This is a genomic window from Rhizobium sp. WSM1328, assembly GCF_057653715.1.
In genome coordinates this window covers 4,653,886-4,669,381 of record NZ_CM172788.1, presented here as the reverse complement: position 1 = coordinate 4,669,381, position 15,496 = coordinate 4,653,886, and the positions used below count along the sequence as shown (strand labels likewise).

General features: G+C 62.0%; 15 protein-coding genes. 8 read left to right on the top strand and 7 right to left on the bottom strand.

Annotation, left to right across the window (positions count from 1 at the left end; genetic code table 11):
* Nucleotides 1–87: 87 nt before the first annotated feature.
* Both AC2444_RS23055 and xseA read right to left on the bottom strand, forming a co-directional pair.
* The gene (locus AC2444_RS23055; protein WP_012759798.1) at nucleotides 88–681 is read right to left on the bottom strand and encodes an NAD(P)H-dependent oxidoreductase; all 594 of its coding nucleotides are present in this window, start codon (nucleotides 679–681) and stop codon (nucleotides 88–90) included.
* A gap of 2 nt (nucleotides 682–683) precedes the next feature.
* On the bottom strand, nucleotides 684–2,264 hold the full coding sequence (gene xseA / locus AC2444_RS23050) for an exodeoxyribonuclease VII large subunit (protein WP_012759797.1): 1,581 nt from the start codon (nucleotides 2,262–2,264) through the stop codon (nucleotides 684–686).
* A gap of 340 nt (nucleotides 2,265–2,604) precedes the next feature.
* Here xseA and AC2444_RS23045 point away from each other — a divergent pair, with 340 nt between their 5' ends.
* Nucleotides 2,605–2,850 (top strand): hypothetical protein, encoded by a 246-nt coding sequence (locus AC2444_RS23045; protein WP_012759796.1) that lies wholly within the window; start codon nucleotides 2,605–2,607, stop codon nucleotides 2,848–2,850.
* A gap of 120 nt (nucleotides 2,851–2,970) precedes the next feature.
* Here the strand turns inward: AC2444_RS23045 and AC2444_RS23040 are convergent, their stop codons facing one another.
* Nucleotides 2,971–4,839: a hypothetical protein gene (locus AC2444_RS23040; RefSeq protein ID WP_012759795.1), complete on the bottom strand. Its 1,869-nt coding sequence runs from the start codon at nucleotides 4,837–4,839 to the stop codon at nucleotides 2,971–2,973.
* 159 nt (nucleotides 4,840–4,998) lie between these two features.
* Here AC2444_RS23040 and AC2444_RS23035 point away from each other — a divergent pair, with 159 nt between their 5' ends.
* Nucleotides 4,999–6,006 carry a glycosyltransferase gene (locus tag AC2444_RS23035; RefSeq protein ID WP_012759794.1) on the top strand — a complete coding sequence of 336 codons (1,008 nt, stop codon included), beginning with the start codon at nucleotides 4,999–5,001 and terminating at the stop codon, nucleotides 6,004–6,006.
* Nucleotides 6,003–6,380: a GtrA family protein gene (locus tag AC2444_RS23030; protein WP_128449197.1), complete on the top strand. Its 378-nt coding sequence runs from the start codon at nucleotides 6,003–6,005 to the stop codon at nucleotides 6,378–6,380. The genes AC2444_RS23035 and AC2444_RS23030 overlap by 4 nt, the downstream gene beginning before the upstream one ends.
* A 103-nt stretch (nucleotides 6,381–6,483) precedes the next feature.
* On the opposite strand, the gene AC2444_RS23025 is transcribed toward AC2444_RS23030, so the two are convergent.
* Nucleotides 6,484–7,470, bottom strand: coding sequence for a Gfo/Idh/MocA family protein (locus AC2444_RS23025; RefSeq protein WP_012759792.1), 987 nt, complete (start codon nucleotides 7,468–7,470; stop codon nucleotides 6,484–6,486).
* A 178-nt stretch (nucleotides 7,471–7,648) separates the two neighbouring features.
* Between AC2444_RS23025 and AC2444_RS23020 the strand changes: the two genes are divergently transcribed.
* Both AC2444_RS23020 and AC2444_RS23015 read left to right on the top strand, forming a co-directional pair.
* Nucleotides 7,649–8,596: an aldo/keto reductase gene (locus AC2444_RS23020; protein WP_012759791.1), complete on the top strand. Its 948-nt coding sequence runs from the start codon at nucleotides 7,649–7,651 to the stop codon at nucleotides 8,594–8,596.
* 14 nt (nucleotides 8,597–8,610) lie between these two features.
* The gene (locus tag AC2444_RS23015) at nucleotides 8,611–9,060 is read left to right on the top strand and encodes a GNAT family N-acetyltransferase (RefSeq protein ID WP_012759790.1); all 450 of its coding nucleotides are present in this window, start codon (nucleotides 8,611–8,613) and stop codon (nucleotides 9,058–9,060) included.
* 48 nt (nucleotides 9,061–9,108) lie between these two features.
* Here the strand turns inward: AC2444_RS23015 and AC2444_RS23010 are convergent, their stop codons facing one another.
* Nucleotides 9,109–9,795 carry a hypothetical protein gene (locus AC2444_RS23010; RefSeq protein WP_041935615.1) on the bottom strand — a complete coding sequence of 229 codons (687 nt, stop codon included), beginning with the start codon at nucleotides 9,793–9,795 and terminating at the stop codon, nucleotides 9,109–9,111.
* Nucleotides 9,796–9,908: 113 nt separating this feature from the next.
* Here AC2444_RS23010 and AC2444_RS23005 point away from each other — a divergent pair, with 113 nt between their 5' ends.
* Nucleotides 9,909–10,406 (top strand): YciE/YciF ferroxidase family protein, encoded by a 498-nt coding sequence (locus tag AC2444_RS23005; protein ID WP_012759788.1) that lies wholly within the window; start codon nucleotides 9,909–9,911, stop codon nucleotides 10,404–10,406.
* 36 nt (nucleotides 10,407–10,442) lie between these two features.
* Here the strand turns inward: AC2444_RS23005 and AC2444_RS23000 are convergent, their stop codons facing one another.
* A complete protein-coding gene (locus AC2444_RS23000; RefSeq protein ID WP_012759787.1) occupies nucleotides 10,443–11,351 on the bottom strand; it encodes a LysR family transcriptional regulator in 909 nt (302 codons plus the stop codon).
* Between the two features lie 202 nt (nucleotides 11,352–11,553).
* Here AC2444_RS23000 and AC2444_RS22995 point away from each other — a divergent pair, with 202 nt between their 5' ends.
* On the top strand, nucleotides 11,554–12,549 hold the full coding sequence (locus AC2444_RS22995) for an aldo/keto reductase (RefSeq protein ID WP_012759786.1): 996 nt from the start codon (nucleotides 11,554–11,556) through the stop codon (nucleotides 12,547–12,549).
* Between the two features lie 107 nt (nucleotides 12,550–12,656).
* Nucleotides 12,657–13,016 carry a nuclear transport factor 2 family protein gene (locus AC2444_RS22990; protein WP_003544625.1) on the top strand — a complete coding sequence of 120 codons (360 nt, stop codon included), beginning with the start codon at nucleotides 12,657–12,659 and terminating at the stop codon, nucleotides 13,014–13,016.
* Between the two features lie 53 nt (nucleotides 13,017–13,069).
* Here the strand turns inward: AC2444_RS22990 and pheT are convergent, their stop codons facing one another.
* Nucleotides 13,070–15,493: a phenylalanine--tRNA ligase subunit beta gene (gene pheT, locus AC2444_RS22985; RefSeq protein ID WP_012759785.1), complete on the bottom strand. Its 2,424-nt coding sequence runs from the start codon at nucleotides 15,491–15,493 to the stop codon at nucleotides 13,070–13,072.
* Between the last annotated feature and the right edge of the window lie 3 nt (nucleotides 15,494–15,496).

Sequence of the window (15,496 nt, the reverse complement as noted above, 5' to 3'; positions counted from 1 at the left end):
TGCCGGTTCCACGGCATCGCGAGCAGCTCTCATCCTATCTGTTTTTTCACGCAATTTTCGAACGCAAACCCGCTGCACGCTTTTGCTTTAGCGAATTGCCGATAGCAGCTTGCGCACGCGATAGAGATGCGCCCTGCGCTTCGCATCGGTGGCGCGGTCCATGTCGTGCAGGCTGAGCATCTTGAAATTCAATCCCTTCGAGCAGAAGGCGGCGATGCCGCGCTTCAGGAGCCGGCGCACCGGATCGCCCATATAGACACGCACCAGCCACCAGGGCGAGCCTGTCGTCGTCAGCGCATAGAGCAGCCTGATATTGGTCAGCTGCGGCACGATACGGCCGCCGGCAGCATCATGGCTGAAGGCAACGCCGGGGGCGAAGACACGGTCGAAGAAGCCCTTGAGGATGGCGGGGAAATTGAACCACCATTGCGGAAAGACGAGAATGAGGCCATCGGCAGCATTCAGGCGGGCAACGATGTCGGCTACGGCTGAGGTGTCGTAGGGCTGGTCGAAATAGCCGCCGCGCTCAGCCTTCGAAAGACGCGGATCGAAATTCTCAGCATAGAGATCGAGCAGATCGACAACATGGCCGGAGGCTTCCAGTGCTTCGCGCGCGGTCCTCGCCACGGCAGCGGCGAAACTATCCTCCAGCGGATGGGCAAGCACCAGCAGGATCCGCATCGTCAGAACAGGCTTCCCTGCTTCGGTGGGTCTGCGGGTCTTGCGCTGCGCTTCTTGGCCCCGGCCGGCGGTGCGCCGCCTTCCGTGGTCATGGCGCCGACACGGCCGTCGGCGAATTCGATGGCGATGCCCATGCCGGCGGAGAGCTGAGCAGCCTGCGAGACCGGCCTGTTATCCTCATCGCGAATGACGGCATAGCCGCGCTTCAGCACATTCTTGTAGGAGAGCGATTGCAGCACGCGGTCCTGCGAAGAAAGTTCGGCGCGCGCGCGGGTCAGCTGGTGGCGGACCGCCGTATCGGCATGGCGCGAAAGATTGCCGAGGCGTTCGCGACCGCGGTCGGTCTGGGTCTTCAGCCGGGCCGGCAGTGAGGCGAGGATGGCTTCGGCGCGGTCGACGCGCGATTTCGAACGGTCGATCAGCCGCTCAACCATGCGCTCGGCCCGGGCCATGCGCTCGTTCAGCGTCTGGCGGCGCTCGGCGATGCGGCCGGCGAGCAGATCGGGGCGCAGATGCGCGGCGACACGCTCGAAGCCGCGGCGCTTGTTGATAGTGTTGAGCTCCAGCCCGCGGCCGAGACCGGTTGCCGCCTCGTCGAAACGGCGGCGCGGCAAGGCGAGAAGCTGATCGAGCGACGGCAATGCCCGCATCAGAGCACGCACCGACTGGCGGCGCTGATCCATCTGCCGGTTCATGCAGCCCTGCAGGCGCGCGGCAAGAGCGGCGGCCTGCGCCTCGAGCTCCGCCTTGACCGGCACTGCCATTTCCGCTGCCCCCGTCGGCGTGGGCGCACGGACATCGGCGGCGTAGTCGATCAGCGTCCAGTCGGTCTCATGGCCGACGGCCGAGATCAGCGGTATCCGGCTTTCGGCCGCAGCACGCACGACGATTTCGTCGTTGAAGCTCCAGAGATCTTCCAGGCTGCCGCCGCCGCGTGCGACGATCAACACATCCGGGCGCGGGATGGCGCCTGAAGGTTCCAGCGCGTTGAAGCCGCGGATGGCGTTCGCCACCTCCTCGCCGGAGCCCTCGCCCTGGACCTTCACCGGCCAGACGAGGACATGCACAGGAAAACGATCGGAGATGCGGTGAAGGATATCGCGGATGACGGCGCCGGTCGGCGAGGTGACGACGCCGATTACGCCGGGCATGAAGGGCAGCCGCTTTTTGCGGGCGGCATCGAACAGGCCCTCGGCGCCGAGCTTGCGCTTGCGCTCCTCGATCAGCGCCATCAGCGCGCCGGCGCCGGCCGGCTCCAGCGTCTCGATGACGATCTGATATTTCGAGGAACCCGGAAAGGTGGTGACCTTGCCGGTGGCGATGACTTCCATGCCCTCTTCCGGACGGAACTTCAGTCGTGAGAAGGTGCCCTTCCAGATGACAGCGTCGATGCGGGCGCGATCGTCCTTCAGCGCGAAATAGGCATGGCCCGAGGAGTGCGGCCCACGATAGCCTGATATTTCGCCGCGCACGCGAACCTGGTCGAAGGCGGTTTCGACGGTGCGCTTGATCGAGCCGGAAAGTTCCGAAACCGAATATTCGGCAAGGTTGGTCGGCGAATCGCCGTCGAAGACGTTGCTCATCCCTCTTTGTATGTCGATCAGCGATAAACGGGAAGCTCGGCCTTGGCGCAGGAACCTGTTTTCCCGGCCGTTGAAATCGTTGTGGGGAGGGTTCGTCGCCATTGCATCAAGCGCGCTCGTCTCAACGCATCCTGCACATGCACTCGTTGCAGCCAGGTGGACAAACAACAAAATCGTGTAAATCTGTTTTGTTGCGGAACGGATAGTTAGAATATGCGTTTTAGCCGAAAGGGATTGCTAACCACCGTAATACAAAGGCTTTTCGGCGAAGATCGCCGGTAAATCTTTGTTAGTTGGCGCTTCCTATGCTTCCCCTCGTTCTCTCTGGGAAGGTGCTGAAATGATTATTCTCACAGCAGCAGCATTGGGCGTCAGCGCCGGGCAGACTCGTTCGGCTGGCGTGATCGCGCTGGTCGCCGCGCTGATCGGAATCACATTCGCGCTGGCGGCGATAACCTCGCCGGGGCCGGTGTCGATTCTGGCATTCGTCTATGCCGTGCTCGGCTATAATGGCGGCCTCATGCTCTTCGTACTCGGGCTTTATGCCAGTCAGCGTCTTCGCCGCGCCATGCGCGTTTCGCACTGACAGCGCGTTTTTCACACTGATAAGCGCATCGCGATCTTTCAGATTGGCTTCCCGCGCTTACGCTGTTTTTACGCATGTCGTTATCGCGACATGCTTATCCCGTCCTGAAGATTGCCGGCGTCAGTTCATCGCCGGCCGATAGCGAAAGAACTGAACGCCCACGTCCGCTGCCTTCGGAAGCGGTTCCAGATAGGGCGGGATATTGCCCTTGCCGAGCTCAGCATAGAGCCCATCCGGCTTCAGTTTGGCGATCTCGCGGGTCTGTAGGTCGCCGGGGCAGAAGGCAAGCACCGTTACGCCGGTCCCTTTCAAAAAGGCCTCCGCCTCCTGCGGCTCCGCCATATCGATATGCAGTTCCGTCAGCATGCCGCCCTGATTGCGATGATAGGGCGCGGAGAGAACCCGGTTCGCGGTGAAGCGGAGGATCGGCACGCCCATTTCCGACGGCGCGGAGACCAGTCCGGCCGGTAGCCCGGCGAGCGGCGCCAGCGCCGCTTGCGATGCGCAGGAAATCTTCTTTGCCGGCTCTGCCGCCTTCTTCTGCGCAGCATTCTCCATCTGCAGCGAGATAAACCCGCCGCCGACCGCCCAGGCGGCCGGAGCACTGGCGAGCACGGTGACGATGTAGACGAAGGCGGCGGCGACATTTTCGCCGTCGCCGTTGGAGATGCGGCGGACATCGATAATCAACAGGGCAAGCGGCAGGATGGAGATCAGGTTCGAGAACGTCGAACCGCGCACCTGGACCAGCGCGATTGCCCAGCTCGTCATCAGCAGGAAGAGCAAGACCAGGTGGATTTGCATGCGGTCACGCTGAAAGACACGGAAGATGCAGACGGCGATGCCGAACAGGCCGGCCGCATAGAAGCCACCGATCGAGAAGGGATCGGTGCGTCCGAGAGCGAAAATCGACTGCGCTTCCGAAACATTTCTCAGCCAGAGTTCGACCAGCATCGGGTCGAGACCGGCCAGCGGATCGCTCAGGCATTGCGGTGCGATCACGATCGCCGAACCGAGAACGCCGGCGCCGACGACGGCGAGTGCGGCAAAGCGCAAGGGCCGGCGCAGGTGGCTGGCAAAAACCGCCGAGAACAAAAGCAACCCGCCGCCGATCGCCGCCAGGCTGTAATAGCCGAGCGAGAGATTGTCGCAGGTGACCGTCGAATAAAGCCGGGGCGGCACCGTTGCAAAGAAGAGGATGCTGATCGCAATCGCCAGCGCCAGCCCGAAGGCCTTGGCGGCGGCGGCGAAATCTTCGCCTTCCCATGCCCAGAGCAGGGCAATGGTCAGGCAGACGGCGGCGACGAAGGGGGTCGTCTCGGCGCCGATGGCGATGGCAACGGCTGCCGCGACGCCGGCAACCGCATAGCTCCAGGCTCGACGCTCTGGATCCAGAAGCATCGCGATCATCGTCGCGACCAGCCCCAGCTGCGCATTGTGGTGATCGATGGCGCCAGGCGCGAAACGGTTTCCGGTGTAGATTGCAAGACCGGTCAAGCCGAGACTGATATGCATGGCGGCAACCCCGCCGATGCGCCGGCCGGCAACCGCCATGGCGAGCATGGCGGGCAGGATGAGCGATACCGGCCAGACAGCGAGCGCCAGCGCTTCGGCCGTCTCGCGGGGCGCAAACAGGCCGAAGAACCAGATCAGCGAGGCGATCGGCAGATCGATCAGCCGCGACCAATGCATCAGCGTACCGCCATCGAGGCCGAGACGGTATTGCATCAGATCGAACCAACCCTGCCCGGCCAGAAAATCGCGAGCTTCGACGAGACGCATTCCGTCATCATTGTCGGGGCCGACGTAATCGGTGGCGCCGGAAAGCTTGGTGATGAGGATGGCCGCAGCAAGGATGACGCTATAGGCGATGACGGTTGGCCAGAGACGCGTCAGCAGGTCGCGCAGCCCGCCCCTGGGAGCGGGCACCCCGCCCCTGGGAGCGTCGATCGCGGAGGATGCGTGGGGGATCGGCTGCACAGCGTTCATTGTGGTTAGCGCTTCGTTTCGATACCCGAACTTTAGCCGCCGCCGATCAAGAAAGTGTAAAGCCGTTTGTGGCAGCTGCTATTTTTGCCTGCGTCATAGGGTCTTATTAACGGCGCGTGATTTAGGCTGAGCGCGGCTTTAAGTGTAACGAGTAGAGTCATGGCCCGATCGCGCACCGATAATCTGAATATTGCCGTTCTGCTTCCCTGCTATAATGAAGCGGCGACGATCAGCGCTGTCGTGCAGGGCTTCCGGGCGACGCTGCCCGATGCTGCGATCCACGTCTACGACAACAATTCCACCGACGGCACCGCGCTGCAGGCAATGCTTGCCGGCGCGCATGTCGTGCGCGAGCGGCGTCAGGGCAAGGGCCATGTCGTGCGCCGGATGTTCGCCGATATCGACGCCGACATCTACATCATCGCCGACGGCGACGGCACCTATGCGCCTGAGGATGCCGAAGAACTGGTGCGCACGCTGCTCACCGAGCGCGCCGACATGGTGGTCGGCACCAGGCGCGGCGTGCACGCCGATGCCGGCCGTCAGGGCCATGCGCTCGGCAACCGGCTTTTCAACCTGCTCTACCGGATGATCTTCGGCCCCGACTTCACCGATATCTTTTCCGGCTACCGCGCGTTTTCGCGCCGCTTCGTCAAGAGTTTCCCGGCGGTATCCGGCGGCTTCGAGATCGAAACCGAGATGTCGGTGCATGCCTCCCGGCTGAAGCTGCCGGTCAGCGAGCTGGAGCTCGACTATGGCCGCCGGCCGGAAGGCTCGCATTCCAAGCTTTCGACATTCCGCGACGGCGCCAAGATCCTCTGGATGTTCGCGATGCTGATGAAGGAAACCCGGCCCTTCGCCTTTTTCAGCGCGATCAGCGCCACCTTCATGCTGGCGAGCCTCGGCTTCATGGCGCCGGTGCTGGCGGAATATTTCGAAACGGGTCTCGTCAGCCGCATGCCGACCTGGGTGCTGTCGACGGCGCTGCTGATGATCTCCTTCATGCTATTCACCGCCGGCGTCATTCTGGATTCCGTTGCGCGTGCCCGCGCCGAACAGCTTCGTATCCATTATATGGGCCTCGAAAGGCCGAGCGCGTTGAAGGCACCGCTCAGCGACGCAGGGCCGGTATCGCGTGCGCGTCCCGGCAAGGCGGATGCCGCATGAGAAAGCTCATCCGCTTCATCATCGCCGGCGGCATCGGCTTCCTCGTCGATGCCGGCATCCTGTCGGCGCTGCTTCATCTGACGCCGCTCGGGCCGTTTCTGGCGCGGCTCGTGGCGATCGCCTTCGCGATGGCCGCGACCTGGGCTTTCAATCGGAGCTTCACCTTCGATCGTTCCGGCCGTTCGCTTGCCGCCGAAGGCTTCCGCTACGGCTCCGTCGGGGTGACGGCAGCGCTCGTCAATTACGGGCTCTATTCCGCGCTTCTGCTGTCGCTGCCGGCGCTTCAGCCGCTGGCGGCCATGGCGATCGCCAGCATCGCCTCGATGATCTTCAGCTTCTTCGGCTATTCGCGCTTCGTCTTCCGCGCCGAGTGACTAGAGCGCCGCGCGTCCAATAGGACGCGCCAAGGACGCTCTAACCCTCTGAAGGGGCGCATAATCCTTTCCGAAAATCGATTCCGATTTTCGGGGCTGTGCGCTAGACTGCCTCCCAGCCGTCCTTCTCGCTGGCCCGGTAGATCGCGTCGATCACCTTCTGGTTCAGCTTCGAATTTTCGAGCGTGACGATCTCTTCCTTGCCGTTCGTCACCGCCCGGGCGAAGGCCTCGACCTGCCGCTTGTACTGGCGGCTGTCCTGAAAGCGGAAGATGCGCGATTCACTGTGGCTGCGGTCGGCAAGCTCGATCTCTTCCGGCCCCCAGCGATTGGCGTTGAACGGCGACTTGACTTCGATGTAGCCTTCGGTGCCGTGGAAGACCATGACCTGGCGGTTGGCCATCTGCGTCGAGATATAGAAGCTCAACTCGAAATCGCCGAAATCGGCCTTGACGCTCGAATAGATATCCGTGCCGAAATCCGCATCGCGCTCGGTGATCGCCTGGATCCAGAGCGGCTCCTTGCCCGTGGAAAAACGCGTGCCCATGACGGGATAGACGCCGATATCGGGAAGGCCGCCGCCGCCGAGCTCGGGAACGTTGCGCATGTTGGCGGGGTCGCGGTTGAAATAGGTGAAGGCGCCCTGCACATGCCGGAGCGAACCGATGGCGCCCTCGTCGATCAACGAGCGCACCTTCTGCCAGACCGGCGAATAGGTGATCATATAGGCTTCGCTGACCACCACCCGGTTGCGGTCGCGGGCGGCGATCACGTCGTCGATATCGTCTGCCTTCAGCGCCAACGGCTTTTCGCAGAGCACGTGCTTGCCGGCATCCGCCGCCTTGATCGACCATTCGATATGCTGCGAGGTCGGCAGCGGGATGTAGACGGCGTCGATGAGGTCGGAGGCCAGCATTTCCTCGTAGGAGCCGAAGGCATGCGGCACGGAGAAGCGGTCAGCCATCTCCCTTGCGCGCTTGAGATCACGGCTGGCAATCGCCGTGACGACACAATTCTCCGCATCCTGGATCGCCGGAACGACATTGTCGCGGCCGATCTTCGCCGTTGAAATGATACCGAAACGCAGCATGATCCAAGTCTCCCGAACTGATTTCCGCGAACCATATTCAGGCCCCAGCTGCGGCGCAATGGCGCAATCTGAAATCACGGAAGTTTGCCTTCCCGGATGCGCGGATCGCACTAAGTTGGTCAGGGCGGCGTTCTGCCGTATCCGCGATTTCAATTGCTTCACACTTCTGGAGAGCGTCATGGAAATGCGCCGGCTTGGAAAAACAGGTCTATCGGTCGCGCCGATCGTCATCGGCGGCAATGTCTTCGGCTGGACGGCCGACGAAAAAACATCCTTCGCCATTCTCGATGCCTTCTTCGACGCGGGCCTGAACACGATCGATACGGCCGATGTCTATTCCTCATGGGTTCCCGGCAACAAGGGCGGCGATTCCGAGGAGATCATCGGGCGCTGGCTAAGCCAAGCCAAGGTTTCTCGCGACAAGGCCGTCATCGTCACCAAGGTCGGCTCCGACATGGGACAGGGAAAGACGCTGAAGGAGACCTATATCCTGAAGGCGGTCGAGGATTCGCTGCGCCGGCTGCAGACCGACTATATCGACGTCTATCTCTCGCACTGGCCGGATGAAGATACGCCACACGAGGAAACGCTCGGCGCCTTTGCCAAGCTGAAGCAGCAGGGCAAGATCCGCGCCATCGGCTGCTCGAACTATGATGCGAAACTCCTCCAGGCTTCCTTCGACGCTGCTGAAAAGGCCGGATTGCCGCGGTACGATGTGTTGCAGCCGGAATATAATCTCTATGAGCGTTCGAGCTTCGAGGGGCCGCTTGCCGATCTCTGCGTCAAAGAGGACATCGGCGTCATCACCTATTTCAGTCTCGCCGCCGGCTTCCTCACCGGCAAATACCGCAGCAAATCCGATATGCAAGGCCGCGCACGCGAGGGCCGGGTTTCGAAATATCTCGACGACAAAGGCCTGCGCATCCTGGCCGCGCTCGACAGTGTTTCTGCCGAGACCGGTGCCAAGCCGGCGGAAATTTCGCTCGCCTGGCTGCTGCGCAAGAAGGGCGTGACGGCGCCGATCGCCAGCGCGACCAGCCTTTCGCAGCTTGAAAGCCTGGCGAAATCGGCGACACTTGCGCTTTCCGATGACGCGATGGCGCTGCTCGACGAAGCCGGTGCCTGAAAGAAAGTGACGCCATGACCGTTACGATACGTGATGCCCGCCCCGAGGACGAAGCCCGCTGGCGCGAGCTCTGGGCGGCCTATCTCGCCTTTTACGACGTCACGGTCGATGCCGATATCACCGAATCCACATGGCGCCGGGTCTTCGATCCGGCGTCGGCAATCGCGATACGTGTCGCCGAAATCGACGGCAGGGTGATGGGCTTTGCGCTCTATCTCACCCATGAGGGCACGTGGATCCGCGGCAGGGATTGCTATCTCGAAGACCTGTTCGTCGATGCCGATGCGCGCGGCAAAGGCGTCGGGCGGGCACTGATGGACGATCTCGTTTCGATCTGCAGAGCCAAGGGCTGGTCGCGGCTTTACTGGCATACGAGCGAGCAGAACAGAACCGCGCGAGCGCTCTATGACAGCTATGTCGAGAGCGATGGCCATATCCGCTATCGCATCAGCTTCACTGCATAATTCCCCAAATCGGAACCGATTTAAGGAATTATGCAGCAATTCAAAGTGTTACAGCGTCCTTTGCTCGTCTGAAAAGACGCGCGGCGCTGTAAGAGATGGAAAACCCGCATACCATTCGGAATGATCGCCTTCCCAATTGGCCATGCCCGGTTTGGTGAGGATGCCGCGCGGGCTGATATAACTCTGGATCACCCGTTTCGGCCGTTCGTGCCACTGGATATTGAAGGCCCCGAGCTTCGGGAAGAAGCAGAGCGAGGCATAAGGCAGGTGGTCGTGAATCCACCAGGCGAGCCGCTGCCAGTCGCTTTCGTCGCGGTAATGGTCGATCATCCATGGCACGGCAATGCAGACGGCGGCGCCCATGCAGCCGTCAAAATCCCTCATATCCCAGATGTGATGCGCCGCGGTGGACGCATTGGTCGAACAGTTCAGATTGTTCTCGTTGCCGAACCTGTTGACCGCAGGCGAACGATAGCCGGAACGGATATGCAGGCGCCCGAACGTTGCCTCTAGCGGCTCCAGCAATTCCTCGCAGAGCCTCCTGCCCGCCTCGACCGCCAGATCGGGATCCTCGGGGATATTGGGGATGCGGTAGAAATCGGCGATTTCGGAATGCAGGAAATCGCGGAGAAAGAAGTTTTGCGACAGCCGCACACGGCCGAGATCCTCCAGACCCTTCATCGAATTCGGCTTTCGCATGACGTCATTCTCCTGCGCATCGACGGCAGGAATCATCGCCCGGCGCCGATTTCCAGTCCACCCGAAATCGATCGGGAACAATTAGCGCGATCTTCGCTTCTTAATGTGTCGCCGCATTCGCGGTTTTCCCCAGAACAAGGATCGAGAAAATGGCCAAGGAAAAGACGTTGGAAGATCTCTTCTACGACACGCTGAAGGACATCTACTTCGCCGAACGGCAGATATTGCGCGCCCTGCCGAAGATGGCGCGCGCCGCCCAATCCCCCGAATTGAAGAAGGGCTTCGAAAAACACCGCGAGGAAACCGAAGGCCAGGTCGAGCGCCTGCAGCAGGTTTTCGAGCTGATCGGCAAACGCGCCCAGGGCAAGACCTGCGAGGCGATCCAGGGCATTATCGCCGAGGGCGAGGAAATCATGGAGGAATTCAAGGGCACGGCGGCTCTCGATGCCGGCTTGATTTCGGCTGCCCAGGCAGTCGAGCATTATGAAATCGCCCGTTACGGCACGCTGAAGACCTGGGCCGCAACGCTCGGCTTCAAGGAAGTCGTCGGCCTGCTCGACCAGACGCTGCAGCAGGAAACGGCCACCGACAAGACCCTCTCCCAGCTCGCCACCACGGCGGCAAACCAGAAGGCAAAGGCTGCCTGATGGAATGACGAGAACGGGCGGTCCGGTCCCCATTCCTTACCGGCCGCCCGTATCCTGTTCACTGTATCTGAAGAAATCGATGAAGGCGCGCAGCGCCGGCCGCATCTGCCGCCGGGTGGGGTAATAGAGAAATGGCCCGGCATAGGGCGCGCACCAATCTTCCAGCACCCGCACAAGTTTGCCGCTCGCCAGTTCGTCATAGACCCGCATGTCGAAGAGATAGGCAAGGCCGGCGCCGTTCAGCGCCGCAAGCAGGGCGAGTCGGTCCTCGCTGACGATAAGCGGCCCGTCGACTGAAACGACAAGTTCCTGCCCGTCCTTTTCGAATTCCCAGCGATAGATCGAGCCGTTGGTAAACCGCCGCTTGATACAGCGGTGATGGACGAGATCGCGCGGATGCTCGGGCTTTGGATGATGCTCGAAATATTCGGACGAAGCGGCGATCACCGTCGTCAGATTAGGCGAGATCCTGACCGCGATCATATCGGCCTCCAGGCTCTCTTCCAGCCGAATACCGGCATCGAAACCCTCCTTGACGATATCGGTGAAGCCGTCCTCATTGGCGATCTCCAGGGTGATATCGGGGTAGAGGTTGAGAAAGTCGCCGAGCCGCGGAGCGAGCAGCAGATCGGAGGCGAAGCGCGGCGCGGTGATGCGCAGGTTTCCGGCCGGCTTGGCGCGCGTATCGCGGACCGCCTCCAAGGCGATATCGATCTCCTCGAGTGCTGGACGAAGTCTTTCAAGCAGCAGGCGGCCCTCTTCCGTCGGCGCAACGCTGCGGGTGGTCCGCGCCAGGAGCCGCACCCCCAGACTTTCCTCGAGGCTCGATATCGCATGGCTGATGGCCGAAGGCGCGACGAGGAGTTCCTTCGCCGCCGCCCGGAAGCTGCGATGCTCCGAGACGGCGGCGAGAACGGCGAGTTGTGAAAGCTGGGTTCTGTTCATTGATCGAAATAATAGAACAACCTGTTAGAAACTGCATGTATTTTCTGATTGATAGCGCAGCGATATGGTCTGCCGGTACCGCAACCATCCAGAACAGGATGATTTCAGGCCGGGCGGCCTAAAATCTGAATCCTGTTCTGAATTAAATAGTTAGAGCATGATGATGCTCTGGCGGCTCAAAATCAGCTCAGAGGAGCACATCATGAAAACCCGGAAACTCGGAAACGATCTGACCGTCTCTGCCGTCGGCCTTGGCTGCATGGGCATGAGCTTTGCCTATGGCGCCAGCGACGATGCGGAATCGATCAAGACACTGCATCGCGCCATCGATCTCGGCGTCACTTTCTTCGACACCGCCGAAGTCTATGGTCCCTTCACCAACGAGGTTCTGCTCGGCAAAGCGCTGAAGCCGTTCCGCGACCGCGTGGTGATCGCCACCAAATTCGGCTTCAAGATCGATGCCAGCAAGCCGGGTACTGCCGCCATCGCCGGCGTCGACAGCCGCCCCGAGAATGTACGCGCGGTCGCCGAGGCTTCGCTGAAACGCCTCGGCATCGAGACCATCGACCTCTTCTACCAGCATCGGGTCGATCCCAACGTGCCGATCGAGGAGACCGTTGGCGTCATGGCGGAACTGGTGAAGGAAGGCAAAGTCCGGGCGCTCGGGCTTTCGGAAGCCGGCAGCGCCACCATTCGCCGCGCCCATGCGGTCCATCCGATCGCAGCCCTGCAGAGCGAATATTCGCTGTGGACGCGCGACCCGGAAGAGGAGGTGCTTGCCACCTGCCGCGAACTCGGCATCGGCTTCGTGCCCTACAGCCCGCTCGGCCGCGGCTTCCTGACCGGGTCGATCCGCAAAGTGGAAGATCTCGACGCGGACGATTTCCGCCGGCAGGTGCCGCGTTTCCAGGCGGAAAATTTCGACGCCAATGCCGCCCTCGTCTCGACTCTCGAGCGGCTTGCCGCCGAGAAGGACGTGACGGCGGCGCAGCTGGCGCTGGCCTGGGTGTTGAGCCAGGGCGACGACATCGTGCCGATCCCCGGCGCCCGCAAGCTTCACCACCTCGAACAGAATGCGGCCGCTGCCGATATCGTGCTGAGCCCGGCGGAACTCGAGCAGCTCAGCAACGCGATCCCCGCCGGACAGGTGGCCGGCAAGCGCTATTCGGACGCCTCGCTTGCCATGACGAACATCTGAACCCCTACCGAAACAAAGAGCGAAAGCCCGGTCGGCCACAACTGGCCGGGCTTGCCTTCGGGCCCGGCGAAACTATCTAACGCCATCTCTGAGAACGGGATGACAAAATGTCGGACAGGCAGGCAGTCGAACAGACGGTTCATCTCTATGTCGAAGGCATGGCCTTCGCCAATGAGGCAGCCTTGAAAAAGGCCTTTCATCCGAAAAGCTCGATCATCGGCCATTACGAAAATGCCGTCGAATGGCTGACGCGGGACGAATTCATTGCCGCGATCCTGCAAGAGGAGCCGGCGCCGCCCGGTACGCAGCCCTACATGGACATCCAGAGCGTCGACGTCGAGGGCGATGCGGCGAGCGTCAAGGTCACCGACGACTTTGCCGGCATGCGCTTTACCGATTATCTCTCGCTGCTGAAGATCGACGGTCGCTGGACGATCGTCAGCAAACTCTTCCATCTGCATCGCTGAAAAGACCGGCCGCTATTCGCGACCGGTCCATTATCTGGCGACGTTGGGTAAACTCAGCTTCTGAGGACACCGCCGGTGAATTTCGCAACACTGGCGACGATCTTCTGCGTCAGCGCTTCGAAATCCTCATCCGTCAGCGTGCGCTCGACCGGCTGGATCTGAACCTCGATCGCCACCGACTTTTTGCCGTCGCCAAGCGATGCGCCCTCGAAAATGTCGAAGACATTGACGCCGGTCACCAGCTTGCGGTCCGCGCCCGTGGCGGCCTTGACGATGGCGCCGGCTTCGACCGTCTTATCGACGACGAAGGCGAAGTCGCGCCGCACCACCTGGAACGGCGACAGTTCGAGTGCCGACTTGGTGCGCGTCGCCTTGCGCTTGGCCTCCGGCATGGCGTCGACATAGACCTCGAAACCGCAGAGCGCGCCGGAGACATCGAGCGCTTCCAGTGTCAGCGGATGGAATTCGCCGAAATAGCCGAGCACGACCTTCGGCCCCATCTTGATCGTGCCGGAGCGGCCGGGATGATACCATGCCGGCCCCCCCTGCTCGATCTGGATATTGCCCATCGGCAGGCCGCAGGCTTCGATGACGGCGAGCGCGTCGGCCTTGGCGTCGAAGACGTCGACCGGCTTGCCGCCGCCCTTGGCGGTGTTCGACCAGGCGCGACCAGCGCCGGCAAGTGAGGCTGTGCCGCGGCGGATGCCGCCGGCAACGCGGCGCTGACCCTCCGGCCTGTCGTTCTCATAAGTGCCGGAGACCTCGAAGAGGGCGACGTCGCCGTAACCCTTGTCGGCATTGCGCTGGGCGGCTGACAGCAGGCCCGGCAGCAGTGAGGGGCGCATATCCGACATTTCGGCGGCGATCGGATTGGCAAGCTTGAGGGTCGGCGAACCGCCGCCGAAGAGCTTTGCCTGGTCTTCAGGAATGAACGACCAGGTGACGGCTTCGAGCATGCCGCGCGCGGCGAGCGCCCGCTTGGCGAGGCGGGTGCGGATCTGCAGCGTCGTCAGGATCTTGCCGTTGACGGCCGCATGGCTTTCAAGCGGCGCCGGCTTGATATTGTCGACGCCGTGAATGCGCATGACCTCCTCGACGAGATCGGCCTTGCCGTCGACATCGGGACGCCAGGAGGGGACAGCGACGGAGACGCGCTCGCCGGAACCGGAGACGGTGAAGCCGAGGCGCGTCAGAATCGTGTTGCTTTCCTCATTCGAGACGTCGAGGCCTGTCAGGCGCTTGACCTCCGAATAGGGGAAATCGACGATCTTCGGTTCGTAACCCTGGTAGCCGACGATCTCGGCCCTGGCGGCCTTGCCACCGCAAAGCTCCAGCACCAGTTCCGTCGTGCGTTCGAGACCGGGGGCCATATAGTCCGGATCAACGCCGCGTTCGAAGCGGTAGCGTGCATCGGTGATGATGCCGAGGCTGCGGCCCGATTTGGCGATGTTCATCGGGTCCCACAGGGCGGATTCGATCAGCACGTCGACGGTATTCTCGTCGCAGCCGGAATGTTCGCCGCCCATGATGCCGCCGATCGATTCGATACCGTTTTCATCGGAGATGACGACGTTGTTCGGCGACAGCTTGTACTCGCGCTGGTCGAGCGCCAGCACCGTCTCGCCTTCGGCGGCACGGCGGACGGTCAGGTTGCCGTTGATCTTGGCGGCATCGAAGACGTGGATCGGCCGCCCCTGATCGAAGGTCATGTAGTTGGTGACATCGACAAGCGCGTTGATGGGGCGCAGGCCGATGGCGGTCAGCCGCTGCTGCATCCAGCGGGGGCTCGGGCCGTTCCTGACGCCGCGCACGAGGCGCAGCGCAAAGCCCGGGCAGAGCTTCGGATCGTCGAGATCGAGCGTCAGCTTCACCGGCGTCTCGCCTTCGACGGCGAAGGACGGTGCAGGCCGCGTCTTCAGCGTGCCGAGGCCGGAGGCGGCGAGATCGCGGGCGATGCCGTGGATCGAGGTGCAGTCCGGCCGGTTGGGCGTCAGATTGATCTCGATGAGGGGATCGTCGAGATGAGCATAGGCGGCATAACTCTGGCCGACAGGCGCATCGTCCGGCAGGTCGATAATGCCGTCGTGACTGTCGGAGATCTGCAGCTCCTTTTCGGAGCACATCATGCCATGGCTTTCGACGCCGCGGATATTGCCGACGGCGAGCGTCACGTCGATGCCGGGAACATAGGTTCCGGGCGCTGCGAAGGCGCCGATAAGGCCGGCGCGCGCATTCGGGGCGCCGCAGACGACCTGGACCGGCGCGCCGGAACCGGTATCGACCATCAGCACCTTCAGGCGATCGGCCTGCGGATGTTTTTCGGCCGAGACGACCCTGGCGATGACGAAGGGCTTGAAGGCCGCCTTGTCGTCGACATCCTCGACCTCCAGTCCGATCTCGGTGAGGCGCGTGCAGATTTCATCGAGGCCGGCATCCGTTTCCAGATGCTCTTTCAGCCAGGAGAGCGTGAATTTCATCGT

Bases quoted from the DNA above. Each gene is read 5' to 3' on its own strand.
- AC2444_RS23055 (WP_012759798.1), bottom strand. From the start codon at position 681: ATGCGGATCCTGCTGGTGCTTGCCCATCCGCTGGAGGATAGTTTCGCC.
- xseA (WP_012759797.1), bottom strand. From the start codon at position 2,264: ATGAGCAACGTCTTCGACGGCGATTCGCCGACCAACCTTGCCGAATAT.
- AC2444_RS23045 (WP_012759796.1), top strand. From the start codon at position 2,605: ATGATTATTCTCACAGCAGCAGCATTGGGCGTCAGCGCCGGGCAGACT.
- AC2444_RS23040 (WP_012759795.1), bottom strand. From the start codon at position 4,839: ATGAACGCTGTGCAGCCGATCCCCCACGCATCCTCCGCGATCGACGCT.
- AC2444_RS23035 (WP_012759794.1), top strand. From the start codon at position 4,999: ATGGCCCGATCGCGCACCGATAATCTGAATATTGCCGTTCTGCTTCCC.
- AC2444_RS23030 (WP_128449197.1), top strand. From the start codon at position 6,003: ATGAGAAAGCTCATCCGCTTCATCATCGCCGGCGGCATCGGCTTCCTC.
- AC2444_RS23025 (WP_012759792.1), bottom strand. From the start codon at position 7,470: ATGCTGCGTTTCGGTATCATTTCAACGGCGAAGATCGGCCGCGACAAT.
- AC2444_RS23020 (WP_012759791.1), top strand. From the start codon at position 7,649: ATGGAAATGCGCCGGCTTGGAAAAACAGGTCTATCGGTCGCGCCGATC.
- AC2444_RS23015 (WP_012759790.1), top strand. From the start codon at position 8,611: ATGACCGTTACGATACGTGATGCCCGCCCCGAGGACGAAGCCCGCTGG.
- AC2444_RS23010 (WP_041935615.1), bottom strand. From the start codon at position 9,795: ATGATTCCTGCCGTCGATGCGCAGGAGAATGACGTCATGCGAAAGCCG.
- AC2444_RS23005 (WP_012759788.1), top strand. From the start codon at position 9,909: ATGGCCAAGGAAAAGACGTTGGAAGATCTCTTCTACGACACGCTGAAG.
- AC2444_RS23000 (WP_012759787.1), bottom strand. From the start codon at position 11,351: ATGAACAGAACCCAGCTTTCACAACTCGCCGTTCTCGCCGCCGTCTCG.
- AC2444_RS22995 (WP_012759786.1), top strand. From the start codon at position 11,554: ATGAAAACCCGGAAACTCGGAAACGATCTGACCGTCTCTGCCGTCGGC.
- AC2444_RS22990 (WP_003544625.1), top strand. From the start codon at position 12,657: ATGTCGGACAGGCAGGCAGTCGAACAGACGGTTCATCTCTATGTCGAA.
- pheT (WP_012759785.1), bottom strand. From the start codon at position 15,493: ATGAAATTCACGCTCTCCTGGCTGAAAGAGCATCTGGAAACGGATGCC.